The 20,848-nt window shown below is 67.7% G+C and carries 25 protein-coding genes; 22 read left to right on the top strand and 3 right to left on the bottom strand.

Annotated elements, in window-relative coordinates; translation table 11 throughout:
* From gspL to G3N61_RS22435, 3 genes are all read left to right on the top strand, one after another.
* Window positions 1–565 (top strand): type II secretion system protein GspL (gene gspL, locus G3N61_RS22445; RefSeq protein WP_241017853.1); only part of this gene is annotated, 565 nt, incomplete at its 5' end.
* A complete protein-coding gene (locus G3N61_RS22440; RefSeq protein WP_043185212.1) occupies window positions 562–1,068 on the top strand; it encodes a type II secretion system protein M in 507 nt (168 codons plus the stop codon). The genes gspL and G3N61_RS22440, both read left to right, overlap by 4 nt.
* 32 nt (window positions 1,069–1,100) lie before the next feature.
* Window positions 1,101–1,889 (top strand): type II secretion system protein N, encoded by a 789-nt coding sequence (locus G3N61_RS22435; protein ID WP_205823608.1) that lies wholly within the window; start codon window positions 1,101–1,103, stop codon window positions 1,887–1,889.
* 22 nt (window positions 1,890–1,911) lie between these two features.
* Here G3N61_RS22435 and G3N61_RS22430 read toward each other — a convergent pair whose 3' ends face one another.
* Entirely contained in the window at window positions 1,912–3,483 is a 1,572-nt protein-coding gene (locus G3N61_RS22430) for an efflux transporter outer membrane subunit (RefSeq protein ID WP_205823607.1), read from the bottom strand.
* Between the two features lie 269 nt (window positions 3,484–3,752).
* Window positions 3,753–4,037 (bottom strand): multidrug ABC transporter ATPase, encoded by a 285-nt coding sequence (locus G3N61_RS22425; protein WP_011350474.1) that lies wholly within the window; start codon window positions 4,035–4,037, stop codon window positions 3,753–3,755.
* A 174-nt stretch (window positions 4,038–4,211) separates the two neighbouring features.
* Between G3N61_RS22425 and G3N61_RS22420 the strand changes: the two genes are divergently transcribed.
* From G3N61_RS22420 to G3N61_RS22405, 4 genes are all read left to right on the top strand, one after another.
* Window positions 4,212–4,703 (top strand): MarR family transcriptional regulator, encoded by a 492-nt coding sequence (locus G3N61_RS22420; RefSeq protein ID WP_043184825.1) that lies wholly within the window; start codon window positions 4,212–4,214, stop codon window positions 4,701–4,703.
* Window positions 4,704–4,880: 177 nt separating this feature from the next.
* Entirely contained in the window at window positions 4,881–6,443 is a 1,563-nt protein-coding gene (locus tag G3N61_RS22415) for a DHA2 family efflux MFS transporter permease subunit (protein WP_043184824.1), read from the top strand.
* Window positions 6,444–6,548: 105 nt separating this feature from the next.
* Entirely contained in the window at window positions 6,549–6,797 is a 249-nt protein-coding gene (locus G3N61_RS22410) for a type II toxin-antitoxin system prevent-host-death family antitoxin (RefSeq protein ID WP_205823606.1), read from the top strand.
* Window positions 6,794–7,180 (top strand): type II toxin-antitoxin system VapC family toxin, encoded by a 387-nt coding sequence (locus G3N61_RS22405; RefSeq protein WP_205823605.1) that lies wholly within the window; start codon window positions 6,794–6,796, stop codon window positions 7,178–7,180. Before G3N61_RS22410 ends, G3N61_RS22405 begins: the two co-directional genes overlap by 4 nt.
* A 21-nt stretch (window positions 7,181–7,201) precedes the next feature.
* Here G3N61_RS22405 and G3N61_RS22400 read toward each other — a convergent pair whose 3' ends face one another.
* Window positions 7,202–8,128: a LysR family transcriptional regulator gene (locus G3N61_RS22400; protein ID WP_205823604.1), complete on the bottom strand. Its 927-nt coding sequence runs from the start codon at window positions 8,126–8,128 to the stop codon at window positions 7,202–7,204.
* A 138-nt stretch (window positions 8,129–8,266) separates the two neighbouring features.
* On the opposite strand from G3N61_RS22400, the gene G3N61_RS22395 reads away from it, so the two are divergent.
* The 15 genes from G3N61_RS22395 to G3N61_RS22325 all read left to right on the top strand — a co-directional run bounded on the left by G3N61_RS22395 (window position 8,267) and on the right by G3N61_RS22325 (window position 20,813).
* Entirely contained in the window at window positions 8,267–8,743 is a 477-nt protein-coding gene (locus tag G3N61_RS22395; RefSeq protein ID WP_175026078.1) for a CidA/LrgA family protein, read from the top strand.
* A gap of 13 nt (window positions 8,744–8,756) precedes the next feature.
* Window positions 8,757–9,479 carry an LrgB family protein gene (locus tag G3N61_RS22390; RefSeq protein ID WP_043184819.1) on the top strand — a complete coding sequence of 241 codons (723 nt, stop codon included), beginning with the start codon at window positions 8,757–8,759 and terminating at the stop codon, window positions 9,477–9,479.
* 300 nt (window positions 9,480–9,779) lie between these two features.
* On the top strand, window positions 9,780–10,316 hold the full coding sequence (gene fliL / locus G3N61_RS22385; protein ID WP_143330941.1) for a flagellar basal body-associated protein FliL: 537 nt from the start codon (window positions 9,780–9,782) through the stop codon (window positions 10,314–10,316).
* Window positions 10,317–10,338: 22 nt separating this feature from the next.
* Window positions 10,339–11,337 carry a flagellar motor switch protein FliM gene (fliM, locus tag G3N61_RS22380; protein ID WP_043184817.1) on the top strand — a complete coding sequence of 333 codons (999 nt, stop codon included), beginning with the start codon at window positions 10,339–10,341 and terminating at the stop codon, window positions 11,335–11,337.
* Window positions 11,330–11,797: a flagellar motor switch protein FliN gene (gene fliN, locus G3N61_RS22375; protein WP_089449618.1), complete on the top strand. Its 468-nt coding sequence runs from the start codon at window positions 11,330–11,332 to the stop codon at window positions 11,795–11,797. Before fliM ends, fliN begins: the two co-directional genes overlap by 8 nt.
* A complete protein-coding gene (gene fliO, locus G3N61_RS22370) occupies window positions 11,794–12,366 on the top strand; it encodes a flagellar biosynthetic protein FliO (RefSeq protein WP_043184814.1) in 573 nt (190 codons plus the stop codon). The genes fliN and fliO overlap by 4 nt, the downstream gene beginning before the upstream one ends.
* Window positions 12,367–12,402: 36 nt before the next feature.
* On the top strand, window positions 12,403–13,164 hold the full coding sequence (gene fliP, locus G3N61_RS22365) for a flagellar type III secretion system pore protein FliP (RefSeq protein WP_043184813.1): 762 nt from the start codon (window positions 12,403–12,405) through the stop codon (window positions 13,162–13,164).
* Between the two features lie 19 nt (window positions 13,165–13,183).
* A complete protein-coding gene (gene fliQ, locus G3N61_RS22360; protein WP_006491272.1) occupies window positions 13,184–13,456 on the top strand; it encodes a flagellar biosynthesis protein FliQ in 273 nt (90 codons plus the stop codon).
* A 23-nt stretch (window positions 13,457–13,479) separates the two neighbouring features.
* A complete protein-coding gene (fliR, locus tag G3N61_RS22355) occupies window positions 13,480–14,262 on the top strand; it encodes a flagellar biosynthetic protein FliR (RefSeq protein WP_043184812.1) in 783 nt (260 codons plus the stop codon).
* 173 nt (window positions 14,263–14,435) lie between these two features.
* Window positions 14,436–15,440: an ABC transporter substrate-binding protein gene (locus G3N61_RS22350; protein WP_043184811.1), complete on the top strand. Its 1,005-nt coding sequence runs from the start codon at window positions 14,436–14,438 to the stop codon at window positions 15,438–15,440.
* A gap of 122 nt (window positions 15,441–15,562) precedes the next feature.
* The gene (locus G3N61_RS22345; RefSeq protein ID WP_043184810.1) at window positions 15,563–16,360 is read left to right on the top strand and encodes an ABC transporter ATP-binding protein; all 798 of its coding nucleotides are present in this window, start codon (window positions 15,563–15,565) and stop codon (window positions 16,358–16,360) included.
* Between the two features lie 46 nt (window positions 16,361–16,406).
* Window positions 16,407–17,255, top strand: a complete 849-nt coding sequence (locus tag G3N61_RS22340) for an ABC transporter permease (protein ID WP_043185210.1) — start codon at window positions 16,407–16,409, stop codon at window positions 17,253–17,255.
* A gap of 88 nt (window positions 17,256–17,343) precedes the next feature.
* Window positions 17,344–18,711 (top strand): sensor histidine kinase, encoded by a 1,368-nt coding sequence (locus tag G3N61_RS22335; protein ID WP_043185207.1) that lies wholly within the window; start codon window positions 17,344–17,346, stop codon window positions 18,709–18,711.
* 12 nt (window positions 18,712–18,723) lie between these two features.
* Window positions 18,724–19,401 (top strand): response regulator, encoded by a 678-nt coding sequence (locus tag G3N61_RS22330; RefSeq protein WP_041492705.1) that lies wholly within the window; start codon window positions 18,724–18,726, stop codon window positions 19,399–19,401.
* 281 nt (window positions 19,402–19,682) lie between these two features.
* The gene (locus G3N61_RS22325) at window positions 19,683–20,813 is read left to right on the top strand and encodes a porin (protein ID WP_089449614.1); all 1,131 of its coding nucleotides are present in this window, start codon (window positions 19,683–19,685) and stop codon (window positions 20,811–20,813) included.
* Window positions 20,814–20,848: the final 35 nt, after the last annotated feature.

Raw genomic sequence — 20,848 nt, 5'->3', positions numbered from 1 at the left:
CGGCAGCCTGATGGTCAAGCAAGGCACGCCGGTCGAAACCGTGATGGCCGCGATCTTCGGCGTCGTGATAGCCGGGTCGTTCGTCGAGATGGGCGTGTCGCGCATCCTGCCGTTCGTGAAGCGCCTGCGCGTGCCGCTCGCGCTCGTCGCGGCGACCCTCGGCGTGGCGGTGATCGGGATGAACCTGCACTGGTGGAAGCTGTCGCGCGAGCGCGATGCACTGTCCGCACAGATCACCGAGACGCTGCTGTCCGCGTTCCCGAAGACGACGACGGTGCTCGATCCGCCCGCGCAGATGCAGCGCCAGCTCGACCAGTTGCGCCTGGCGGCCGGCGAGCTGTCGCCGAACGATTTCCTCGCGCTGTCGAGCGGGCTGTCGCGTTCGATGGGCGCGCTGCCGCTGAACGGCATCGCGTCGCTCGACTATCACGACCGGAAGCTCGATGTCGGCTTCAAGCCGGAGGTCAAGGTCGATCCCGATTTCACGCAGCGCCTCGCGCGTAACGGACTGTCCGGCGAAGTCGACAGCAACACGGGCAAATGGACGATCCGGAGCCGCTCATGAAGACCGAACAACTGAACCAGACGCTGGCCCAGTTCTGGGGCGAGCGCTCCCAGCGCGAAAAGATGTTGCTCGGTTGGGGCGGCACCGTGCTGGCGGTCGCGATCGCGTATTCGGTGCTGTGGTCGCCCGCGCAGGAAGGCCGCGCGCGGATCCAGCGCGAGCTGCCGACGATGCGCCGCGAGCTCGCGCAAATGACCGCGCAGGCGAACGAGGCGAAGTCGCTGACGGCCGCCGCGCAGGGCGTGGCACCGACCGGCCTCGCGCTGAAGGACGCGCTGACCGCGTCGCTGTCCGATCACGGGCTGCAGGGTGCGCAGGTGCAGATCGTCGGCAACGGCGTGCAGGTCCAGATGAAGAACGTGTCGTTCCCGGCGTGGACGCAGTGGCTCGACGATGCGCGCCGGCAGTTCAAGGTGCAGGTCGGCGAGGCGCATGCGACCGCGCTGAAGGACGACGGCCAGGTCGACCTGACGGCCGTGATGCAACCGTCTACGCAGAAATGACGCAGTTGGATGACGCAAGTGGCGGTCGGCCGATGAGGCCGGGGATCAAGCGGTTCGCCACCGCATTGCCGTGGGTACTGGCGGGTGGCTTGGCGACGGCGGTGACGCTCGTCGCGCTCGCACCGGCCGCGTGGATCGCACCGCAGTTCGCACGCGCGACCGGCGGGCACGTGAATCTCGTCGATCCCGACGGGTCGCTGTGGCACGGCTCCGGCACGCTGATGCTCGCGCCGGGGGTCGACCAGAGCGCGGCGACGCTGCTGCCGGGCCGGGTCGAATGGACCACGGGTTTCTGGCCGCTGCTGACCGGGCGCGTGCAGATGCGCATGCGGCAGACCGAGGCGATGCCCGATGCGGTCACGCTCGATGCGACGTGGCGCGGCGCGGTGCTGTCGGCGGGCACGATGGCCGTGCCCGCGTCGCTGCTCGCGGGGCTCGGCACGCCGTTCAACACGCTCGACCTGCAGGGCGACGTGCGGCTCGGCTGGAGCGACTGGCGCCTGATCGGCAACAACGCGTTCGGCCAGCTGACGGTGACGATCGACTCGATGAGTTCGCGCGTCTCGCGCGTGAAGCCGCTCGGTTCGTACCGTGCGGTGCTGCAGGCGAAGGGGGCCGGCGCCGACCTCGACCTGTCAACGACGCACGGCCCGCTGTTCCTCGACGGCCACGGCAACTTCGGCCCGGGCCAGGGATCGTTCCGCGGCACCGCGCATTCGGCGCCCGAACAGCAGGCGAACCTCGCGGGGCTGCTGAACCTGCTCGGCCACCCGATCGGGAACAACGAGGTATCGCTGATCTTCGGCGACGCGCAGCGCTGACGCGCGCGTCGCCCTTCCCTTCCTACTTCTGCGCGAGCGGCGCGGCAACCGACGGTGCGGTGGCCGCGGGCGCGGCCGCACCGGACGCCGGCACGGGTGCCGGTGCCGCCATGTCGCCGTTCTCGCGCGCCATCTCCGCTACGTTCCAGCCGCCGCCGAGCGCCTTCACGAGCCCGACCGACGACGTCATCCGCTGCCCGGAGATCGTCGCGAGCTTCTGCTGCGCGGTGAATGCGGTGGTTTGCGCGGTCAGCACGTTCAGGTAGGCGACCGTGCCGGCCTTGTACTGGTTCGTGACGATCGCGAGCGAATGCTCGGCGCTGTCGACCGCCTGCCGCTGCACGTCGATTTCCTGCGCGAGGATGCGTTGCGACGCGAGGTTGTCCTCGACGTCCTGGAACGCGGTGAGCACCGCGAGGCGGTACGCGGCGACGTCCTGGTCGTAGGTCGCGCGCGCGGCGTCGGTCTGCGCGGCGCGCAGTCCGGCGTCGAACAGCGTCGCCGCGAGCTGCGGGCCGACCGTCCAGAAGCGTGCCGGCAGCGTGAACAGCTGCGACCACACCGAGCTCTGGAAGCCGCCGGTGGCCGACAGCGTGAGGGTCGGGAAGAACGCGGCGATCGCGACGCCGATCTGCTCGTTCGCGGCCGCCGCACGGCGCTCGGCCGCGGCGATGTCGGGCCGGCGCTCGAGGATCGCGGACGGCACGTCGACCGGCGTGATCGGCGGCTCGGCCGTGAGCGGATTCGGCGGCAGCGAGAAGGTCGATGCCGGCTCGCCGATCAGCGTCGCGATCGCATGCTCGTACTGCGCGCGCGCGACGCCGTTGTCGATCGACGCGGCCTGCGCGCTCTGCAGTTGCGTCTGCGCCTGGATCACGTCCGCGCGCGCGGCGACACCCTGCGCGTACTGGTTCTGCGTGAGTTTCAGCGACTGTTCGTACGACTTCACGGTGTCGTCGAGCAGCTTCTGCAGCGCATCGGACGTGCGCAGCTGGAAATAGGTCTGCGCGAGCAGCGCCTGCTGCGACAGCCGCGCATTGGCGAGATCGGCCGCGGCGGCCGCTTCGCCGGCACGCTGTGCGCTGACGGTACGGCTCACCTTGCCCCACAGGTCGGGTTCCCAGCTCGCGTCGAGGCCGATGCTGTAGCTGTTGTTGATCGAGCCGGTCGAACCGCTGCCGAAACTCGACGATGAACCCGACGACACCGACGTGCGCGGCGTGCGGGCGCGCGAGCCCGATGCGGTCAGCCCGACGGTCGGGAAATACGCGGCCCGCGCCTCGGTGACGAGCGCGCGCGCCTGCCGGTACGCGGCGGCCGATTGCGCGATGGTCTGGTTCGATGCGTTGAGCTTGCCGATCAGCGCATCGAGCTGCGGATCGTTGTAGACCGACCACCACGCGCCGCGGTCGGTGCGGTCGGCGGGCTGCGCGACCTTCCAGCCGGCCGGCGCTTCCTTGTACGCGGCGGGGATCGACGTGTCGGGCCGGTGATAGTCGGGCCCGACGGCGCAGCCGGCGAGCAGCACGGCCGTCGCAACGGCGACGGCGGCGCTCAGCGGGCGAAGGGCGCGCGGGAGGGTGGCGTACGGCATGGTGATTTTCCTGTCTGGGCGCGACGGCCGGCGAGCGGCGTCGCGCGATGCGGTCGTCGTGCCGCTGGCGGACAAATGGTAACTGACGGCGGGAAAGCTGCGCAGCCCCAAGGGTACGGTGCGCGGCGACAGGAATGTGTTACCGGCACGAGCGGCCGGTTTACCGGCCATTACGGCCAGCGGGCGGGAAGACGGGTGTGCGACGCCGGCCGTGCGGGGCGCGGCCGGCGCTCAGTCGGAGCAGTCAGGAAGGCGGGAGACGCGCGATGTCAGTGGCAGCGCGCGGGCAGCGGGAGCGGTTCGGCGGCGGACCGCCATGTCGACGGCTCCGTCGCGGCCGGCTGGCCCGTGCGGCGAGCGCCGTCTTTCGCGTTGCGCTGCCGGCGATGATCGAACCATGCGAACCCGAGCGCCGCGAGCGAGCCGCCCGGGACCACCAGCATCGTCACGTACAGCGCGATCTTCCAGCCGCGGTGCGGCCCGGAAAACGCATGATGAGCGGTATCGGTCAGGTTGCGGCGCAGCGCGCCGGCGGCATTTTTCAGGAACAGCATCGCGAACATCCTCGGGGTGCCCGCAGCGCGGGCGCATCGGTCAGAACATAGTCTCCGGCAGTGCAACATGCACGTCGTAACTGGTTGCCTCAAATAATATTGACTAAGCAATCAATTTTCAAGATACTGGGCGCGTTTAAATCTGAAACGCACTATTGCTGCGCGCGCAATCGCATGACCGGCGGCCTCTACGATCCCGAGAACATCGCGCTGGAAACCAGCCTCGGCTATTACCTGTCGAAGGCGAAGCAGGCGCTCGTCGAGCGGATGGACCGTGCGCTCGAACCGCTCGACCTCACCGCGCAGCAGATCGGCGTGATCCTGCTGTTGTCGCGCGGCTACGCGCGCACGCCGTTCGAGCTGTCCCGCAAGATGTCGTATGACAGCGGCTCGATGACGCGGATGCTCGACCGGCTCGAACGCAAGGGGCTGGTCGCCCGCTCGCGCAGCGAGCAGGACCGCCGGATGATCGAGCTGACGCTGACCGAACGCGGCGCCGACGCCGCCCGGGCGCTGCCGTCGCTGATCGCGACTGCGCTCAACGCGCAGCTCGACGGTTTCTCGGCTGACGAGCTCGCGACGCTCACCGGCCTGCTGCAACGCTTCATCGCCAACGGGCCCGGCTCGACCGGTTGCCCGACACCCGACGAAGAGGCGGACGGCTGATGTGCGCGGAGGCCCCATGTCTAGGTTAAGCGTTCGCTTATTTATCTGTCTGGGCAGAAGATGACAGGGCACGCGCTCCCCTTTTCCGTTGATCCGTTCCACCCGGCCGGGCTGCGCTGCGGCGCACACCCGTGCGTTGTGCCGGCGCGTCGCGCGCGCCGCGTCTAGGAGATTTCGATGTCCGCCACCACGGCATCTGCCGCCTCGCCGGCCGCTTCGCCCGCACCGCTGTCCGGCGGTGCACTCGCGCTGCTCACCGTCGGGCTCGCGCTCGGCACCTTCATGGAAGTGCTCGACACGTCGATCGCGAACGTCGCGGTGCCGACCATTTCGGGCAGCCTCGGCGTCGCGACGAGCGAAGGCACCTGGGTGATCTCGTCGTACTCGGTGGCGTCCGCAATCGCGGTGCCGCTCACTGGCTGGCTCGCGCGGCGGGTCGGCGAGGTGCGCCTGTTCACGCTGTCGGTGCTCGCGTTCACGGTCGCATCGGCGCTGTGCGGCCTCGCGACCAACTTCGAGACGCTGATCGCGTTCCGGCTGCTGCAGGGCCTCGTGTCGGGGCCGATGGTGCCGCTGTCGCAGACGATCCTGATGCGCAGCTACCCGCCCGCGAAGCGAGGGCTCGCGCTCGGGCTATGGGCGATGACGGTGATCGTCGCGCCGATCTTCGGCCCGTTGCTGGGCGGCTGGATCAGCGACAACTACACGTGGCCGTGGATCTTCTACATCAACCTGCCGATCGGCATCTTCTCGGCGACCTGCGCGTATTTCCTGCTGCGCGGCCGCGAGACGAAGACGTCGAAGCAGCGGATCGACGCAATCGGCCTCGCGCTGCTCGTGATCGGCGTGTCGTGCCTGCAGATGATGCTCGACCTCGGCAAGGACCGCGACTGGTTCAACTCGACGTTCATCGTCGCGCTGGCGCTGATCGCGGTCGTGTCGCTCGCGTTCATGCTCGTGTGGGAGGCGACCGAGAAGGAGCCGGTGGTCGACCTGTCGCTCTTCAAGGATCGAAACTTCGCGCTCGGCGCGATGATCATCTCGTTCGGCTTCATGGCGTTCTTCGGCTCGGTCGTGATCTTCCCGCTGTGGCTGCAGACGGTGATGGGCTACACGGCCGGCAAGGCCGGCCTCGCGACCGCGCCGGTCGGGCTGCTCGCGCTCGTGCTGTCGCCGCTGATCGGCCGCAACATGCACCGGCTCGACCTGCGGATGGTCGCGAGCTTCGCATTCATCGTGTTCGCCGGCGTGTCGATCTGGAACTCGACGTTTACGCTCGACGTGCCGTTCAACCATGTGATCCTGCCGCGTCTCGTGCAGGGGATCGGCGTCGCGTGCTTCTTCGTGCCGATGACGACGATCACGCTGTCGAGCATCCCCGACGAGCGGCTCGCAAGTGCATCGGGGCTGTCGAACTTCCTGCGCACGCTGTCCGGCGCGATCGGCACCGCGGCCAGCTCGACGTTCTGGGAGAACGACGCGATCTACCACCACGCGCGGCTGTCGGAATCGGTGAGCGTGTATGCGCAGAGCACGACCGACTACCAGGGCGCGCTGTCGCAGCTCGGCATCGTCGGCCAGACGGCCAATGCGCAGCTCAACCAGCTCGTCACCCAGCAGGGCTTCATGATGGCGACCAACGACTTCTTCCTGCTGTCGGCGTTCATGTTCGGCGCGCTCGCGTTGCTCGTGTGGGTCACGAAGCCGAGGAAGGGTGCGGGGCCGGCGATGGGGCATTGAAAGCGGCATGACTGTCGGCTGGCGCTCTCGGTTTGCGCCTTGCTTGCTTTCCTCGATTGAACTAAGCTAACGAAATATTTGAACTTAGTTCAATTGGAGGATGCGATGCATACCTACAACATGCACGACGCGAAAACGAACCTGTCGCGTTTGATCGACGAGGCCGTTCATGCCGGCGAACCGTTCGTGATCGCGAAAGCGGGCAAGCCGCTCGTCAAGGTGGTTCCGATCGATACGCCGGATCCCGTCCGGCCAAGCCGGATCGGTTTCATGAAGGACCAGATCAGTGTCCCGGCCGATTTCGACACGATGGGGAGCGACGAAATCGGCAAGCTGTTCGAGGGTGACGCATGAAGTTGCTGCTCGACACACACTTGCTTCTTTGGGCGGCAGCCGGTGCGGCCGAGCTGCCCGCCCGTGCCAGTGCACTCATCGAGGATCCCGCCTGTACACCGCTTTTCAGCGTTGCGAGCCTCTGGGAGATCGTCATCAAGCGTGGACTGGATCGCGACGATTTCCAGGTAGATCCAAACGTGCTCCGTCGCAATCTCATTGATGTCGGCTACGTGGAATTGCCGATCACGAGCGCACACGCACTTGCGGTCGAACAATTGCCGTCGATTCACCGCGATCCGTTTGACCGTCTCCTGGTCGCCCAGGCGATCTCGGAAGGCATCACGCTGCTCACGCACGATCATACTGTCGCCCGCTATCCGGGCCCGATCAAGCACGTCTGATTGCGCCCGCCTCGGCGGGCCTCACTCCCTCGCCCGCAACCCGCCGAACGCCAGATCGTCGCCGGGCGCGATCGGCAGCGTCGCCCGCGCCACTTCAAGCCACGCGCGCGCCGCGTGCGACAGATACCCTTTCTTCAGCCAGCCGAGCGCGATCGCCCACGTGATCTCCGGCTCGACGATCGGCCGGCACGTGAACTGGCCCGCGTCGAGCCGCCGGCAATACGGCTCAGGCAGCAGCGCGATGCCGACTCCCGCATGCACGAGCGCGGCCATGAAATCCCAGTGGCCGCTGCGGCTCACGATCGACGGCGTGAAACCGACCTGCCGGCACGCGTCCAGCACCGCATCGTGCAGCGCGAGGCTTTCCGCGTAGAACACGAACGACTCGCGCGCGAGATCCCCGAGCGGCACCGCCGCATGCTCCTCCCAGCGCGACTCGCGTGGCGCGACGAGCCACAGCGGCGCGCGCACCATCGGCAGCCGCTCGAAGGTGCCGGGATCGACCGGCTCCAGCAGCCCGCCCAGCTCCAGCTCGCCCGACGTCAGCGCGGCCTCGATCATCCGCGCGCCCTGCTCGAACAGCTTCAACTCGATGTTCGGATAGCGCTGCTTGTACGCGGCGATGATCGGCGTGAACAGCGAGCCGCCGAGCGGCGGGATCCCGATCGTCAGCTCGCCGCGCCCGAGCGTGCCGAGATCGTTCAGCTCCGACTGCAGCTGCGCCTGCGCGGCGAGCACGTCCTGGCCGCGCTGGAACACGATCCGCCCCGCGTCGGTCAGTACCATCTGCCGCCCGTCGCGCAGCAGCAGCGGCGAGCCGATCTCGTCCTCGAGCGCCTTCACCATCTTGCTGATGGTCGGCTGGGTCACGAACAGCTTGTCGGCGGCCGCCGTGAAACTCTGCTGGCGAACCACCTCGACGAAGTACCGCAGCGCGCGCAATTCCATCGATGACTCCCCAAATTGGTGCGGCGATCTGAATGAATTCCGAATTGGAATGACAAGGATAGAGACAAGTCATTTTATTTATGGTTAGGGGAAACCCTATACTCCCACCATCAACGGAATATCTGTAGGGAGCCTGCCATGACCAAGCCGACCGCCGCACTCGCCGCCCGCCCCGCTGCTTCGGGCAGCATGGCGCACACGGGCCGGATCGCGCTGCAGGCCGCCGCGCTCGGCGTGCTGTGGATGGCGGTCGACTGGGCCGTGCGCAAGATCGGGCTGCCGATTCCGTCCGGCGTGATCGGCCTCGCGGTGCTCCTGGTGCTGCTGTTCTCGGGCCGCGTCGCGCCCGCGTGGGTGAAGGACGGCGCGAACTGGCTGCTGTCCGACATGCTGCTGTTCTTCGTGCCGGCCGCCGTCGCGGCCGTGCAGTACGGCGGGTTGTTCCGCGAGGACGGCTGGCGCATCGCGCTGGTGATGCTCGCCGGCACCGCGTTCGTGATGGTCGCGGTGGCCGTCGCGGTCGACCTCGCCGCGAAGCTCGAGCGCCGGCTCGCCGCGCAGCGCGTGTTCGCCGAACGCCGCCGCGCGCGCCTGAGCGCCGTGTCCGCCCACTGAGCCGGAGCCTGCCATGCTTGCCGCATTGTCGAACCTGTCCGCCGACCAGGCGAACACCGCGATCTCGTTCGGCTGCTTCGTGCTGACGGTCGTGCTGTACTTCGCGTCGAAGCGGCTCTACGCGTACAAGAAGACGCTGCTGTTCTCGCCGCTCGTGTTCGTGCCGGGCGTGCTGGTGCTGCTCGTCCTGCTGACCGGCATCCCGTATTCGGTCTACTTCCGCGACACGCGCTGGCTGATGTGGCTGCTCGGCCCGGCGACGATCGCGTTCGCGGTGCCGATCTACGACTATCGCGACCTGATCCGCCGCCACTGGCTGTCGCTGTCGGTCGGCGTCGCAGTCGGGATCGGCGCGGGCGTGTGCGGGTCGCTGCTGCTCGCGAAGCTGCTCCACCTGTCGCCCGACCTGCAGCGCTCGCTGATGACGCGCTCGGTGTCGACGCCGTTCGCACTTGCGGTGTCGGACAAGATCCACGCGCCGAAGGATCTCACCGCGCTGTTCGTGATCGCGACCGGCATCTGCGGGATGCTGCTCGGCGAGCTGGTGCTCGCGCTGGTGCCGATGCGCACGCGGCTGGCGCGCGGCGCGCTGTTCGGCGCGGCCGCCCACGGCGTGGGCACCGCGAAGGCACGCGAGATCGGCAGCGAGGAAGGCGTCGTGTCGAGCCTGACGATGATGATCGCCGGCGTCGCGATGGTGCTGATCGCGCCGCTCCTGACGCTGCTGCCGATCTGACCGGGCGGCCGACGCCCGCCGCGCGCCGGCACGACCCGATCGTGCCCGCCGCCTTTCGGCGCGACAGACCCCGAGCTGCGGAAACGGCACCACCTTCCGGCCACGCCTGCTCCTCCGTCCACCAGCCCGACGGCCTTTCCGCACCCGGCATGGTCGCCTTCTCCCGGCCAGGCCCGCTTCAGCCGCCAGCCCGGCGGCCCTTTCCGCCCCCACTTACCCTGCATCCGGCCGACAATCGGCTGAGATAGCCGCAAATCCCCCCTCTTTTCCACCCATCGGGCTCGGCCCGGATGCCGAACAATGCATGCTACGAGACATCACGCACGCATTCACATGGCCTCCACGACCGCAAACCCGACCGCCGACAAGCCGGCTTCATCCGGCAAGTTCAAGCGCATCGCGCTCATCGCCGTCATCGCGCTGGGCGCGGCGGCCGCCGCAGCCGGCGGCATGTACGTGTTCCTGAGCAAGGAAGGCGTCGGCCATGCGAGCACGCCCGCCGAGCCGGCACCGCTGGCGGCGCCGGTGTTCTTCCCGCTCGACCCGCTGACCGTGAACCTGCAGTCCGACGACGGCGCGCAGCACTACCTGCGCGTCGGCCTGTCGCTGAAGCTCACCGACCCGAAGGCGCAGGAGCAACTGACCGCGCGGATGCCGGAGATCCGCAGCCGGATCCTGCTCGCGCTGTCGAACAAGCATCCCGAGGAACTCGCGACGCCGGACGGCAAACGTTCGCTTGCGAAGGAACTGCGGGACCTGATCGAGCAGCCGACGCAGCCGGGCAACCAGCGCGCGAAGGTCGACGACGTGCTGTTCACCGAGTTCGTCGTCCAGTAACGCGGCCGCGAAAGGAGCGCGTATGGGTCACCAGGAGTTCATGTCCCAGGAGGAGGTCGATGCCCTCCTCAAGGGCGTCACGGGCGAAACCGATGCAGTCGACGAGCAGCGCGACACATCGGGCGTCCGCCCCTACAACATCGCGACGCAGGAGCGGATCGTCCGCGGCCGGATGCCCGGCCTCGAGATCATCAACGACCGCTTTGCGCGCCTGCTGCGGATCGGCATCTTCAACTTCATGCGGCGCACGGCGGAAATCTCCGTCAGCCAGGTGAAGGTGCTGAAGTACAGCGAGTTCACCCGCAACCTGCCGATCCCGACGAACCTGAACCTCGTGCACGTGAAGCCGCTGCGCGGCACGTCGCTGTTCGTGTTCGACCCGAACCTCGTGTTCTTCGTCGTCGACAACCTGTTCGGCGGCGACGGGCGCTTTCACACGCGCGTCGAGGGCCGCGATTTCACGGCCACCGAGCAGCGGATCATCGGCAAGCTGCTGAACCTCGTGTTCGAGCACTACACGACCGCGTGGAAGAGCGTGCGGCCGCTGCAGTTCGAATTCGTGCGCTCGGAGATGCACACGCAGTTCGCGAACGTCGCGACGCCGAACGAAATCGTGATCGTCACGCAGTTCTCGATCGAGTTCGGGCCGACGGGCGGCACGCTGCACATCTGCATGCCGTACTCGATGATCGAGCCGATCCGCGACGTGCTCAGCTCGCCGATCCAGGGCGAGGCGCTCGAAGTCGACCGCCGCTGGGTGCGCGTGCTGTCGCAGCAGGTGCAGGCCGCCGAAGTCGAGCTGACCGCGAACCTCGCCGAGATCTCGTCGACCTTCGAGAAGATCCTGAACCTGCGCGCGGGCGACGTGCTGCCGCTGGAAATCGAGGACACGATCACTGCCAAGGTCGACGGCGTGCCGGTGATGGAATGCGGCTACGGAATTTTCAATGGTCAATATGCGTTGCGCGTGCAGAAGATGATCAGCGCGGGCGATTCGATGAAGGAAGGTGGATATGAGTGAGCTGAACCAGACGCCCGAGGACGACGCACAAGCGATGGCCGACGCGGCCCTCGCGGCATCGGCCGCGGCGGAAGAAGATCCGGGCATGGACGACTGGGCGGCCGCGCTGGCCGAGCAGAACCAGCAGCCGGTGCAGGCGGGCGCGACGGGCGCCGGCGTGTTCCAGCCGCTGTCGAAGGCCGCGGCGACCTCGACGCACAACGACATCGAGATGATCCTCGACATCCCGGTCAAGATGACCGTGGAGCTCGGCCGCACGAAGATCGCGATCCGCAACCTGCTGCAGCTCGCGCAGGGCTCGGTCGTCGAGCTCGACGGCCTCGCCGGCGAGCCGATGGACGTGCTCGTGAACGGCTGCCTGATCGCACAGGGCGAGGTCGTGGTCGTCAACGACAAGTTCGGCATCCGCCTGACCGACATCATCACGCCGGCCGAACGCATCCGGAAGCTGAATCGATGAACGTAGTAGCGCCCGGCCGCCGCGTGCGCGTCGCAAGCGTGGCGGCGGCTGCCGCGGCCATGGCGGCGTCGCTTGCCTGCACACCGGCCGGCGCCGCCGACATGAACGCGGTGAACAACGCCGGGTCGATCGCATCGAGCGTGATGGTCGGCTCCGCCGCACCGTCGCTCGGCTTCGGCGCGGTGCTGCAGACGCTGGTCGGGCTCGCGGTCGTGATCGGTCTCGTATTCGCGTGCGCATGGCTCGCGCGCCGCTTCGGCTTTCAGCACGCCCGCCGCGGCGGCCCGCTGAAGGTCGTGTCGAGCGTCGCGGTCGGCGCGAAGGAAAGCGCGACGATCGTCGAGATCGGCGACACCTGGCTCGTGCTCGGCGTCGCGCCGGGCAACGTGCGACTGCTGCACACGCTGCCGGCCGGTTCGGCAGCGGCTCACGCGACGACGGCTTCGGCCGACGCGCCCGCCGGCGCCGCCCCGTCCGAAGGCGGCCTGCCCGGCACGTTCGGCTCGCGGTTTCGCGACGCGCTCGCGGGCGAAGCCGCGAAGCGCCTCGGTCGCGGCAAGGACCGCTGACATGGCGCCGCGCCCTTTTTCCGACCCCGCATTCCGATGAAACACGCCTTCCTGCATCGCGCGGCGCGCTTCGCGCCCGTGCTGATCCTCTGCCTCGCCCCCGCGCTCGCATATGCGCAGGCGAACGGCCTGCCCGCCTTCAACGCGAGCCCGGGCCCGCACGGCGGCACCACGTATTCGCTGAGCGTGCAGACGATGCTGCTGCTCACGATGCTGTCGTTCCTGCCGGCGATGATGCTGATGATGACGAGCTTCACGCGCATCATCATCGTGCTGTCGCTGCTGCGCCAGGCGCTCGGCACCGCGACGACGCCGCCGAACCAGGTGCTCGTCGGCCTCGCGATGTTCCTCACCTTCTTCGTGATGTCGCCGGTGCTCGACCGTGCGTACAACGACGGCTACAAGCCGTTCTCCGACGGCTCGATGCCGATGGAGCAGGCGGTGCAGCGCGGCGTCGCGCCGTTCAAGACCTTCATGCTGAAGCAGACCCGCGAGACCGATCTCGCGCTGTTCGCGAAGATCTCGAAGGCCGCGCCGATGCAGGGGCCTGAAGACGTGCCGCTGTCGCTGCTGGTGCCCGCGTTCGTCACGAGCGAGCTGAAGACCGGTTTCCAGATCGGCTTCACGGTGTTCATCCCGTTCCTGATCATCGACATGGTCGTCGCGAGCGTGCTGATGTCGATGGGGATGATGATGGTGTCGCCGTCCACCGTGTCGCTGCCGTTCAAGCTGATGCTGTTCGTGCTGGTCGACGGCTGGCAGCTGCTGATCGGCTCGCTCGCGCAGAGCTTTACGTAAGCGGCGGAGGAAACGCGCGATGACGCCCGAACAAGTGATGACCCTGGCGCACCAGGCGATGATGGTCGGCCTGCTGCTGGCCGCCCCGCTGCTGCTGGTCGCGCTCGCGGTCGGCCTCGTCGTGAGCCTGTTCCAGGCCGCGACGCAGATCAACGAGGCGACGCTGTCGTTCATCCCGAAGCTGCTCGCGGTCGCCGCGACGCTCGTGATCGCCGGCCCCTGGATGCTGACGACGATGCTCGACTACCTGCGGCAGACGCTGCTGCACGTCGCGACGCTCGGCGTCGGCTGAGCCGCGCGCACCACCCGGCGGCGATGTTCTCGGTTACCTACGCGCAGCTCAACGGCTGGCTCACGGCGTTCCTGTGGCCGTTCGTGCGGATGCTCGCGCTCGTCGCGACCGCGCCGGTCGTCGGCCACGCGGCGGTGCCCATCCGCGTGAAGATCGGCCTCGCCGCGTTCATGGCGCTGGTCGTCGCGCCCACGCTCGGCGCGATGCCGGACGTCACCGTGTTTTCCGCGCAGGGCATCTGGATCGTCGTCACGCAATTCCTGATCGGCGTCGCGATGGGCTTCACGATGCAGATCGTGTTCGCGGCCGTCGAGGCGGCCGGCGACTTCATCGGGCTGTCGATGGGGCTCGGCTTCGCCACCTTCTTCGATCCGCACACGAGCGGCGCGACGCCCGTGATGGGCCGCTTCCTGAACGCGGTCGCGATGCTCGCGTTCCTCGCGGTGGACGGCCACCTGCAGGTGTTCGCCGCGCTCACCGCGTCGTTCCAGTCGCTGCCGGTGTCGGCCGACCTGCTGCACGCGCCCGGCTGGCGCACGCTCGCCGCGTTCGGCACGACCGTGTTCGAGATGGGGTTGCTGCTCGCGCTGCCGGTGGTTGCGGCGCTCTTGATCGCGAACCTCGCGCTCGGCATCCTGAACCGCGCGGCGCCGCAGATCGGCGTGTTCCAGGTCGGCTTTCCCGTCACGATGCTCGTCGGGCTGTTGCTCGTGCAACTGATGATCCCGAACCTCGTGCCGTTCGTGTCGCACCTGTTCGACATGGGGCTCGACGCGATCGGCCGCGTGCTGACCGGCTGGCGCTGAGCGCCTCCCGCCCCTGTCCCCCGTTTCCCGCCTGTTCCGGCCCTGCGTTGCTGGAAAACCCCTAAAGGAATCGCCCGCCCGCGAAAGGTAGCGGAAGGTTTCGCCTCCCTATACTCGTCGTGACGATGCAGCAAGCATCGCGCCATACGAATACAACGAACGGAGACGACCCGATGCGACCCATCCTGCGCACCCTCGCCGTTGCAGCCAGCCTGAGCTGCGCGCTTGCCGCTCACCCCGCTTTCGCCGACGACGGCGGCAAGATCACGATCATGGTCGGCGGGATCGCGAAGCTGATCTACCTGCCCGCGCGGCTCACGCAGGAACTCGGCTACTTCAAGGCCGAAGGGCTCGACGTCGAGCTGCTGTCGCAGCCGGCCGGCGTCGACGCGGAGAACGAGCTGCTCGCGGGCGCCGTGCAGGGCGTGGTCGGCTTCTACGACCACACGATCGACCTGCAGAGCAAGGGCAAGGACGTGAAGGCGATCGCCGTGTTCGGCCAGGTGCCGGGCGAAGTCGAGATGGTGTCGACCAAGGCCGCGCCGACCTTCAAGTCGATGGCCGACTCGAAGGGCAAGACGCTCGGCGTGACCGGCCTCGGCTCGTCGACCAGCTTCCTCACCCAATACCTCGCGCTGCAGCACGGCGTGCCGTCGACGCAGTACACGATGCTGCCGGTCGGCGCCGACGCGAGCTTCATCGCCGCGATCAAGCAGGGCCGTATCGACGCCGGGATGACGACCGAGCCGACCGTGTCCGCGCTCGAGAAGATGGGCGACGCGAAGGTGCTGGTCGACATGCGCACCGTCGACGGCACGCGTGCGGCGCTCGGCGGCACCTACCCGGCCGCGAGCCTGTACGTGCAGTCGGCCTGGGCCGAGTCGCACAAGGCGCAGGCCACCAAGCTCGCGCATGCATTCGCGAAGACGATGCAGTTCATCCACACCCACAGCGCCGACGAAATCGCCGCGAAGATGCCGGCCGACTACCAGAAGGACAAGGCGCTGTACGTGAGCGCGCTGAAGGCGTCGCTGCCGATGTACACGGCCGACGGCAAGATGCCGGCCGACGGCCCGGCGACCGTGCTGAAGGTGCTGTCGGCGTTCAACCCGTCGGTGAAAGGCAAGCATATCGACCTGGCGCGCACTTTCACGAACGATTTCGTGAACGCGAAGTAAGCGATCCCGGTTGCGGCGCCGGCGGCGGCGATCCCGCCGCCGAGCGTTCCCCCGTTCCGGCCCGGTTGACCGGCCCGGCGTCGTCACGATGCGACGCCCTCCTCACCCGCAGGACGAATGCGATGAACCAGGCAGTCTCCCCGAGCACACCGGCGATCGAGTTTCGCAACGTGTCGTGCCGCTTCATCTCGCCGGAAGGCAAGGCCACCGTCGCGCTGCGCGACTTCAGCATGAGCGTCGCGCGCGGCGAGTTCATCGCGATCGTCGGGCCGACCGGCTGCGGCAAGTCGACCACGCTGAACATGATCACCGGGCTGCTCAAGCCCGTGTCGGGCGAGGTGCGCGTGATGGGCCGCCCGGTCGACGGGATCGATCCGCGCATCGGCTTCGTGTTCCAGGCCGACGCCGTGTTCCCGTGGCGCAACGTGATCGACAACGTCGCGGCGGGGCCGCTGTTTCGCGGCCGCTCGAAGGACGTCGCGTACGCGCAGGCCGAGGAATGGATCCGCAAGGTCGGCCTCGACAAGTTCACGAAGCACTACCCGCACCAGCTTTCCGGCGGGATGAGGAAGCGCGTCGCGCTCGCGCAGACCTTCATCAACCAGCCGGAAATCCTGCTGATGGACGAGCCGTTCTCCGCGCTCGACATGCAGACGCGCACGCTGATGCAGGACGAGCTGCTGCAGCTCTGGTCCGCGAACAAGGGCTCGGTCGTGTTCGTCACGCACGATCTGGAAGAGGCGATCGCCCTCGCCGACCGCGTGTTCGTGCTGACGGCGCGGCCTGCCACGCTCAAGCGCGTGTACGAGATCGACCTGCCGCGCCCGCGCGTCACGTCGGAGATCCGCTACGACACGCGCTTCATCGAAATTTCCAAGGACATCTGGCACGACCTGCGCGAAGAAGTGCAGATCGGCTGACGCATACGCTCAAGGCAAGAACAGCAAGGACAGGAGCATGACCGACATGACGCTTCCCACCACCGCCATTCCGGCGACGACGCTCGAGGACGACGAGCGCGCCGCGCAACGCCGGCTGCGCCGCCGGCGCAACCTGATCGTCACGCTGCGGATCGCCGTGCTGGTGATCGTGCTCGGCGGGTGGGAACTCGCCGCACGCCTCAAGTGGATCGATCCGTTCTTCTTCTCGATGCCGTCGCTGATCTTCGACCAGATCCAGGACTGGTTCGTGAACGGCACGTCGCAGGGCCCGCTGCTCACGCAGGTGTGGGTCACGCTCGAGGAAACCGGCATCGGCTTCGTGATCGGCTCGGTTGCCGGTGTGATCTGCGGGATCGTGCTCGGCCGCAACAAGCTGATGGCCGACGTGTTCGGCCTGTACATCCAGATCGCGAACTCGATTCCGCGCGTCGTGCTCGGCTCGATCTTCGTGATCGCGCTGGGCCTCGGGATGGCGTCGAAGATCGCGCTGGCCGTCGTGATGGTGTTCTTCGTCGTGTTCGGCAACGCGTTCCAGGGCGTGCGCGAAGCCGACCGCTACCTGATCGCGAATGCGCAGATCCTCGGTGCGTCGCGCCGGCAGATCACCACGGCGGTCGTGATCCCGTCCGCGCTGAGCTGGATTCTCGCCAGCCTGCACGTGAGCTTCGGCTTCGCGCTGGTCGGTGCGGTCGTCGGCGAATTCCTGGGTTCCAAGCAGGGCATCGGTTTGCTAATCTCCACCGCCCAGGGCGCGTTCAACGCGAGCGGCGTGTTCGCGGCGATGATCGTGCTGGCCGTGGTCGCGCTGGCCGCCGACTACCTGCTGACCTGGCTCGAGAAGCGGCTGCTGAAGTGGCGCCCCGCGGCGTTCTGAACGCCGCAGACGGACGCCTGACATGACACTCCCGACCGCGCCGGCGCTCCCGGCGCGGTTCGGCATTTCGGAGAAGGAGCGCAACAGGATGGCGCACAGCCTGCGCGGACGGCTGCTGTGGTGGCTGCTGCTGCCGCTCGCGGTGTTCATGCTGATCGCGGGCGCGATGTCGTACGACACCGCGCGGACCACGGCCGCGCTCGTGCAGGACAGCGCGCTCGTCGCGTCCGCGCGCACGATCGGCGAGGACATCGAATGGCGCAACGGGCTGCCGGTCGCCGACGTGCCGCCGGCCGCGCTGGAGATTTTCGAATCGCCATCGCGCGATTCGGTGTTCTACAAGGTGATCGACGGCCACGACCGCCTGCTCGCCGGCACGCCGGCGCTCGACGTGCCCGCGCGGCACGGCATCGAGCCGACGCTGTACGACACGTCGCTCGACGGCGTGCCGCTGCGCGCGGTGGCCTACGATCGCCAGCTGTACGACGAGGGACACGTCGAGACGGTCACGGTGGTCGTCGCGAAGACGACGCGCTCGCACCGCGCGATGGTCGCGACGATCTGGCGGCCGCAGCTCGTGCGCCTGTCGCTGATGCTGATGCTCGCGATGGGGCTCGTCTACCTCGGCCTCACCTTCGAGATGCGGCCGCTGATGCAGCTGAAGGACGACGTGGCCGACCGCGGGCCGATGGAGCTGGAGCCGATCCGCCCCGAGCGGCTGCAGCACGAACTGCGGCCGATCGTCGACGCGATCAACCAGTGCATCGCGCGGCTCAATACGCACACGGCCACGCAGCGCCGCTTCATCGCGGATGCCGCGCACCAGCTACGCACGCCGATCGCGGTGCTCGACACGCAGATCCAGTACGCGCAGCGGCGCGGGCACGACGATCCCGAGCTCGCATCGGTGCTCGACAGCATGCAGCGCAGCAGCCGCAAGATGGCCGACGTGACCGACAAGCTGCTGCTGCTCGCGCATGCGGAGGCGACGCCGTCGACGCTGCTGAACCATCGCGTCGATCTCGCGGCCGTGGTGTCGAGCGTGCTCGAGGAAACGATCGTGCTCGCGCAGCGGCGCGACATCGACCTCGGTGCCGATCTCGGCGAGCGGCTCGACGTCGCGGGCAGCGACAGCCTGCTGACCGCGCTGGTGATGAACCTCGTCGACAACGCGGTGCGCTACACGCAGCCGGGCGGCTGCGTGACGGTGGCTGCACGCCGCGACGGCGACGCGATCGTCCTCGACGTGGTCGACAACGGCCCGGGTATCCCGGCCGAAGCGCGGCCGCACGTATTCAAGCGGTTCTACCGCGTGTCGGCCGATACCGAGGGCTCGGGCCTCGGGCTCGCGATCGTCCGCGAGATCGCGCAGGCGCACGGCGGCAGCGTGTCGCTCGCGCCGGGGGCCGGCAATCGCGGTATCGTCGTGACCGTGCGGCTGCCCGCCTACGATTGAAGAGAAGTCGCCATGAAACTCCTGCTGGTCGAAGACAACGCCGAACTCGCGCACTGGATCGTAAACCTGCTGCGCGGCGAGGATTTCGCGGTCGATTCCGTCGGCGACGGCGAACGCGCCGATACGGTGCTGAAGACCGAACGCTACGACGCGGTGCTGCTCGACATGCGCCTGCCCGGCATCAGCGGCAAGGAGGTGCTCGCGCGGCTGCGGCGCCGCAACGACAACGTGCCGGTGTTGATGCTGACCGCGCACGGCTCGGTCGACGACAAGGTCGACTGCTTCGGCGCGGGCGCCGACGATTACGTCGTGAAGCCGTTCGAATCGCGCGAGCTGGTCGCCCGGATTCGCGCACTGATCCGCCGGCAGGCCGGTGTCGGCACGACGCAGCTCGTGTGCGGCGATCTCGTCTATGCGTTCGGCACGCGCGAATTCCGCTGCGGCGAAACGGTGCTCGCGCTGCGCCGCCGCGAGCACGCGATCCTCGAAACGCTGATGCTGCAGCAGAACAAGACGGTGTCGAAGGCGCGGCTGATGGACAGCGTGTTCGCGCTCGACGACGAACCGAGCGCCGACGCGATCGACATCTACATCCACCGGCTGCGCAAGCATCTCGCGGGCAGCACGGCCGAGATCATCACGCTGCGCGGGCTGGGCTACATCCTGCGCATGAAGAGCACGCAGGACTGACAAGCGCCTTTGCGCGCCCTGAATATCGATTCGTAGCACGAAACGTCATCGACGCATGCCGGCGCCCCCGGCTTGCCTGCTTCCGCCCGCCTGCCCGATCCGTGATTGTTGCGCGTTCGGTGTTTTCACCGATCCGATTCTTGCGCCCGGGAAAGCGTCGTGAAGGATTGCACCCTCTACGATGCTACGCGTCGGCCCTCTCGCTGTGGCCGGCAAGAGTCGGCATACATTACGTACTGCCAACGACCAGATTTCAATGCGGCAGCTCGGAGGAGACGATCTTGAAACGAAAAACCCTTGCCCTTTCCATCGCGGCGGCTGGCCTGTGCGCCGGTACCCAGGCGCATGCGCAGTCGAGCGTGCAGCTCTACGGCCTGATGGACCTGAGCTTTCCGACCTACCGGACCCACGCCGACGCGAACGGCAATCACGTGATCGGGATGGGCAACGAAGGCGAGCCGTGGTTCAGCGGCAGTCGCTGGGGCCTGCGCGGCGCCGAAGACATCGGCGGCGGCACGAAGGTCATCTTCCGCCTCGAAAGCGAATACGTGGTCGCGAACGGCCAGATGGAAGACAACGGCCAGATCTTCGACCGCGATGCGTGGGTCGGCATCCAGGACGAGCGCTTCGGCAAGCTGACGGCCGGTTTCCAGAACACGATCGCGCGCGACGCGGCCGCGATCTACGGCGATCCGTACGGCTCCGCGAAGCTGTCGACCGAGGAAGGCGGCTGGACCAATTCGAACAACTTCAAGCAGATGATCTTCTACGCGGCCGGCCCGACCGGCACGCGCTACAACAACGGCATCGCGTGGAAGAAGCTGTTCAGCAACGGCATCTTCGCGAGCGCCGGCTACCAGTTCAGCAACTCGACCGCATTCGCGACCGGCTCCGCGTACCAGGTCGCGCTCGGCTACAACGGCGGGCCGTTCAACGTGTCGGGCTTCTACAACCACGTGAACAACGGCGGCTTCACGAACCAGACGTTCTCGGTCGGCGGCAACTACGCATTCAGCATCGTGCGCCTGAACGCCGGCTACTTCCGCTACAACGGCGACCAGGGCTCGCTCGGCCAGCGCCACGACGATTCGTGGACCGTGTCGGTGAAGGTGGCGCCGCCCGGTGCGCTCGACTACGAGCTCGGCTACCAGCAGATGCGCGTGAAGAACGCCGCGTACAACACGGACGGTTTCGTCCCGAACGCGAACCTCGGCGCGTTCAGCCTGACGAACGGCGTCGGCAACGGCTTCAAGGAAACGATCTACGGGTCGGTGTTCTATCACCTGAGCAAGCGCACCGAGGTCTACCTCGCCGGCGACTACATGAAACTGCACGGCGGCTATACGGTGTCGTCGACGTTCGGCGCGAAGAACCAGCTCGAACTGACGTCGGGCATCCGCACGCGTTTCTGACCCCAAGCGGGGCCCGCCGGGCCCCGCCGCACCCT

It is taken from the genome of Burkholderia sp. Ac-20349 (genome assembly GCF_017104865.1).
Lineage (GTDB): Bacteria > Pseudomonadota > Gammaproteobacteria > Burkholderiales > Burkholderiaceae > Burkholderia > Burkholderia aenigmatica.
This window is presented reverse-complemented; position numbering and strand designations above follow the sequence as displayed.

What these genes read in the sequence shown, in the direction of transcription:
- G3N61_RS22440 (WP_043185212.1), top strand. Translation starts at nt 562, where the DNA reads ATGAAGACCGAACAACTGAACCAGACGCTGGCCCAGTTCTGGGGCGAG.
- G3N61_RS22435 (WP_205823608.1), top strand. Translation starts at nt 1,101, where the DNA reads ATGAGGCCGGGGATCAAGCGGTTCGCCACCGCATTGCCGTGGGTACTG.
- G3N61_RS22430 (WP_205823607.1), bottom strand. Translation starts at nt 3,483, where the DNA reads ATGCCGTACGCCACCCTCCCGCGCGCCCTTCGCCCGCTGAGCGCCGCC.
- G3N61_RS22425 (WP_011350474.1), bottom strand. Translation starts at nt 4,037, where the DNA reads ATGCTGTTCCTGAAAAATGCCGCCGGCGCGCTGCGCCGCAACCTGACC.
- G3N61_RS22420 (WP_043184825.1), top strand. Translation starts at nt 4,212, where the DNA reads ATGACCGGCGGCCTCTACGATCCCGAGAACATCGCGCTGGAAACCAGC.
- G3N61_RS22415 (WP_043184824.1), top strand. Translation starts at nt 4,881, where the DNA reads ATGTCCGCCACCACGGCATCTGCCGCCTCGCCGGCCGCTTCGCCCGCA.
- G3N61_RS22410 (WP_205823606.1), top strand. Translation starts at nt 6,549, where the DNA reads ATGCATACCTACAACATGCACGACGCGAAAACGAACCTGTCGCGTTTG.
- G3N61_RS22405 (WP_205823605.1), top strand. Translation starts at nt 6,794, where the DNA reads ATGAAGTTGCTGCTCGACACACACTTGCTTCTTTGGGCGGCAGCCGGT.
- G3N61_RS22400 (WP_205823604.1), bottom strand. Translation starts at nt 8,128, where the DNA reads ATGGAATTGCGCGCGCTGCGGTACTTCGTCGAGGTGGTTCGCCAGCAG.
- G3N61_RS22395 (WP_175026078.1), top strand. Translation starts at nt 8,267, where the DNA reads ATGACCAAGCCGACCGCCGCACTCGCCGCCCGCCCCGCTGCTTCGGGC.
- G3N61_RS22390 (WP_043184819.1), top strand. Translation starts at nt 8,757, where the DNA reads ATGCTTGCCGCATTGTCGAACCTGTCCGCCGACCAGGCGAACACCGCG.
- fliL (WP_143330941.1), top strand. Translation starts at nt 9,780, where the DNA reads ATGCATGCTACGAGACATCACGCACGCATTCACATGGCCTCCACGACC.
- fliM (WP_043184817.1), top strand. Translation starts at nt 10,339, where the DNA reads ATGGGTCACCAGGAGTTCATGTCCCAGGAGGAGGTCGATGCCCTCCTC.
- fliN (WP_089449618.1), top strand. Translation starts at nt 11,330, where the DNA reads ATGAGTGAGCTGAACCAGACGCCCGAGGACGACGCACAAGCGATGGCC.
- fliO (WP_043184814.1), top strand. Translation starts at nt 11,794, where the DNA reads ATGAACGTAGTAGCGCCCGGCCGCCGCGTGCGCGTCGCAAGCGTGGCG.
- fliP (WP_043184813.1), top strand. Translation starts at nt 12,403, where the DNA reads ATGAAACACGCCTTCCTGCATCGCGCGGCGCGCTTCGCGCCCGTGCTG.
- fliQ (WP_006491272.1), top strand. Translation starts at nt 13,184, where the DNA reads ATGACGCCCGAACAAGTGATGACCCTGGCGCACCAGGCGATGATGGTC.
- fliR (WP_043184812.1), top strand. Translation starts at nt 13,480, where the DNA reads ATGTTCTCGGTTACCTACGCGCAGCTCAACGGCTGGCTCACGGCGTTC.
- G3N61_RS22350 (WP_043184811.1), top strand. Translation starts at nt 14,436, where the DNA reads ATGCGACCCATCCTGCGCACCCTCGCCGTTGCAGCCAGCCTGAGCTGC.
- G3N61_RS22345 (WP_043184810.1), top strand. Translation starts at nt 15,563, where the DNA reads ATGAACCAGGCAGTCTCCCCGAGCACACCGGCGATCGAGTTTCGCAAC.
- G3N61_RS22340 (WP_043185210.1), top strand. Translation starts at nt 16,407, where the DNA reads ATGACGCTTCCCACCACCGCCATTCCGGCGACGACGCTCGAGGACGAC.
- G3N61_RS22335 (WP_043185207.1), top strand. Translation starts at nt 17,344, where the DNA reads ATGGCGCACAGCCTGCGCGGACGGCTGCTGTGGTGGCTGCTGCTGCCG.
- G3N61_RS22330 (WP_041492705.1), top strand. Translation starts at nt 18,724, where the DNA reads ATGAAACTCCTGCTGGTCGAAGACAACGCCGAACTCGCGCACTGGATC.